Source organism: Pseudomonas sp. GXM4 (genome assembly GCF_008923895.1).
Taxonomy (GTDB): Bacteria; Pseudomonadota; Gammaproteobacteria; order Pseudomonadales; family Pseudomonadaceae; genus Aquipseudomonas; species Aquipseudomonas atacamensis.
The window spans coordinates 1-2409 of sequence record NZ_WBRZ01000448.1; the positions used below are offsets into that span (position 1 = coordinate 1).

At 60.4% G+C, this 2409-nt stretch carries 3 protein-coding genes; 2 read left to right on the forward strand and 1 reads right to left on the reverse strand.

The annotated features are described in order from the left end of the window. Nucleotides 1–81: 81 nt before the first annotated feature. A complete protein-coding gene (locus tag F8N49_RS27240; RefSeq protein ID WP_071174259.1) occupies nucleotides 82–969 on the reverse strand; it encodes a DMT family transporter in 888 nt (295 codons plus the stop codon). A gap of 96 nt (nucleotides 970–1065) precedes the next feature. On the opposite strand from F8N49_RS27240, the gene F8N49_RS27245 reads away from it, so the two are divergent. Together F8N49_RS27245 and F8N49_RS27250 are read left to right on the forward strand one after the other, a co-directional pair. Further along, entirely contained in the window at nucleotides 1066–1860 is a 795-nt protein-coding gene (locus F8N49_RS27245) for a helix-turn-helix transcriptional regulator (protein WP_071174260.1), read from the forward strand. A gap of 63 nt (nucleotides 1861–1923) precedes the next feature. Further along, nucleotides 1924–2229 carry a PsiF family protein gene (locus F8N49_RS27250; protein WP_016771900.1) on the forward strand — a complete coding sequence of 102 codons (306 nt, stop codon included), beginning with the start codon at nucleotides 1924–1926 and terminating at the stop codon, nucleotides 2227–2229. Nucleotides 2230–2409 lie beyond the last annotated feature (180 nt).

The window sequence follows — 2409 nt, forward strand, 5'->3', positions numbered from 1 at the left end:
CAAAAGATCGCAGCCTTCGGCAGCTCCTACCCTTGAAATGCGGTGTCCTGTAGGAGCTGCCGAAGGCTGCGATCTTTTCAATCAGGCAACGCCGATCCGCCGGCCCAGCACCGTGGTCCAGCGCTCCGACAAAACCACCCCACCCAAGGTCAGCAATCCGCCCACCAGGTGATACATCGCCAACTGTTCCTTCAACACCACTGCTGCAATCAGCGCGGTAATCAATGGCAGCAGATTGAAAAACAGCGTCGTCCGGCTCGGTCCCAGCCGCTGCACTGCCTGCATCCACGCCAGCGGCGCGACCATCGAGGCCAGCAGGCATGCATACAGCACCAGCGGTACGTTCTGCAGGTTCAGCCCGGTCTTCGGCGACATCGCGAACAGCGGAAACAACACCACAATCGCCACCAGCACCTGCAAGTACAGCAGCACCAATGGCGGCAGGCGCAGTTGCCACTTTTTCAGCAGCGTGCTGTAAACCGCATAGGCCAGCGTCGCGACCAGCATCATCGCATCGCCCAGATTGACCCCGTGTTGCAGCAGCGCACCGAGGCTGCCGGACGACACCACCACCAGCACGCCAGCGAACGACAGCACCGCACCGACCAGCGCACCAGCCGTCAGGCGCTGGCCGAGGCTGATGATCGCCATGGCCAGCGACATCAATGGCATCAACGACAGGATGATGCCCATGTTGGTCGCGGTGGTCAGTGTTGCAGCGAAATAGGCAAGGCTCTGATACACCGCCATGCCGAGCACGCCGAGGATGAAAATCCGCCCCAGGTTTGGCCGAATCTGCGGCCAGTGGGCGATGACTTTGCTGAGCATGAATGGCGTGAACAGCACGCCGGCGAGCAGCCAGCGGTAAAAACCGATCTCGGCCGGGAAGATCGCGCCGACCGCCAGTTTGTTGATCACGGTGTTGCCGGCCCAGATGAAAATCGCCAGCAGGGGAAACGCGTATTGCATGGGACAAAACCAGAACGTTGATGAAGGGCGATTATCGCCTGTCTGGATGCAGGCCTATACTGCGAACCGGACAACCTGCCTCTGCATCCGGACAGCATGAACAGCAAACACATCGATCTGCTCGATTTCAACGAATTGCCGTCAGCGGTGTACTTCCGCTACGCCGATTTCAATGCCCACGAATATGCCGCGCCGCATCGCCATCCGTGGGGCACGCTCGAGTATGCCGCCCATGGCGTGTTGCACATGGATGTCGATGGCAGCCGCTTCATGTCGCCGCCGCAGTACGCGGTGTGGGTGCCGCCCGAGGTCGAGCACAGTTTCTACAGCCATCAGCCGGTCAACTATCGCGCGGTGTGTCTTGATCCAAGTGTTTGCACACGGTTGCCGGCGCGCGCCTGCACCTTGGCGATCAGTGACATTCTCAAGGCGATTCTCAAGGACTTCGCTGCCCGCGATGTGAAGATTCCGGAGCATGAGGCCGATCAGCGTCTGGCCCAGGTATTGGTCGATCAACTGCAACAGGCACCGGTGCAGGAATGTTACCTGCCGTATGCGAGCAGTCCTGGCTTGCTGGCGATTCTCGACACCTTGCAGGCCGCGCCGGGCAACAACCAACCGTTGGCGCATTGGGCCGCGCAAGTGCATGTCAGCGAGCGCACCCTGGCCCGGCAGTTTGTCCGCGAGCTGGGCATGAGCTTTGGCGAGTGGCGTCAGCGCTTGCGTTATCTGGCGGCGATCGAGGCGCTGGAAACCTCGCGTTCGGTGCAGGAAATCGCTTTCGACCTCGGCTACAGCAGCGGCTCGGCCTTCATCGCCATGTTCGCCCGCCAGGCCGGGTGCACGCCGGAGCAGTATCGGCGCAGCCACCTCGAGGGCAGGAAGGTGTAACAAGCTTTGACTACACTGCGACAGAGGCCGCATCCTTCGGTGCGGCAACAAGGAGAAAACTCCATGAAGATGTTGCGTGTGCCGTTGTTGATGATCGGGCTGCTTGTGTGTTCCCAGGGTTTCGCCGCCACGGCGCAACAGAACAAGATGACCACCTGCAATGCCGATGCGACCGCCAAAAGCCTGAAGGGCGACGAGCGCAAGGCGTTCATGAGCACCTGCCTGAAAGCGGCACCAGCGGCCAACGATGGCAAAGAGCTGACCCCGCAGCAGCAGAAGATGACCACCTGCAATGCCGATGCGAAAACCAAGGCGCTGACCGGTGATGCGCGCAAGGCGTTCATGAGTGAGTGTCTGAAGAAAAAATAAGGGGGCGCCATGGTGTCCGATTGACTCGGTCGGCTTGAGATTTTCCCTCACCCTAACCCTCTCCCGGAGGGAGAGGGGACCGACCGCATTGATGCCGACAGGAACTGGGGTCTGAAATACCGGGTCGATTGCGGATTCGGCACTGCCCGTTCAGGTCGGAAAATTTTTCGAGCAACCCCC